The sequence below is a fragment of the Mesorhizobium sp. M0808 genome (assembly GCF_040320025.1).
Taxonomy (GTDB): Bacteria; Pseudomonadota; Alphaproteobacteria; order Rhizobiales; family Rhizobiaceae; genus Mesorhizobium.
Genome location: NZ_JAMYOX010000124.1, coordinates 1 through 852, shown reverse-complemented (window position 1 = coordinate 852; position 852 = coordinate 1). Strand labels below are relative to the sequence as shown.

The following is an 852-nucleotide window of genomic DNA, read 5'->3' as shown; positions in this document are numbered from 1 at the left end:
CTAGGGGATGCACACATCTTTTCGTTGCGTCGATGACTCATCTGTGAGTTGCGGCGTCGGGTTGGTGTGTGATTCTGTAGGCGACGTACTGAGGGAGGCGTCGCGGTGTCATCTATGGGATTGTTGGGGTCGTTCGGTGACGAACGGCTCGAAAAAAGGGGGTCCAGCTTCTGGAGCGGATGGTGTCGCGCGAGAGCGTGTGCCTGCGCCGCTTGGCTGGAGGAGCCCGTAGCGGGATCGTGGGCTTTTGTCGGTTCCTGGCGAACGCTCGGGTGACGACGGACAGGCTGATTGAAGGTTGGGGCGCTGCGACGGCTGAGGCTAGCGCCGGTCGTCATGTGCTGGCGATCCAGGACACCAGTGAGATCAATTTCGCGACGACGCCGGAGTATCGGCGTGGCCTTGGCGAGATTGGCAAGGGCGGCGGCCGTGGCGTGTTGCTGCACGCGATGCTGGGCATCGATGCCGAGACGGGCGGCGTTCTGGGGCTGGTGGCGGGCCGGGTGTGGACGCGCGAGGGGCGTGTGGAGGTTGCTCATGCCAAGCGGCCTCTGTGCGACAAGGAGTCCGAGCGCTGGTTGAGCACGGCCGCGGCGGCCAAGCCGGTGTTGAAGTCGGCTGCACTGGTGACCGAGGTGAGCGACCGCGAGAGCGACATCTACAGCAAGTGGGCGCTTGTACCCGAACCCGGCTTCCACATTCTGACCCGCGCCATGCACGACCGCCGGATCCAGGGCGGCGGCAAGCTGTCGACCGCACCGCTGCAGGCCGCCGGAGAGGCCATGGTCGAGCTGCGCGCGCGGCCTGGTCGGGCGGCGCGCACGGCCCGGCTGGTGGCGAGCTTTGCCCAGG

General features: G+C 66.7%; 1 pseudogene. It reads left to right on the top strand.

The window, feature by feature from the left end:
* Positions 1–179: 179 nt before the first annotated feature.
* Positions 180–852: pseudogene (locus NKI25_RS36260) on the top strand (IS4 family transposase); the annotation flags it as partial.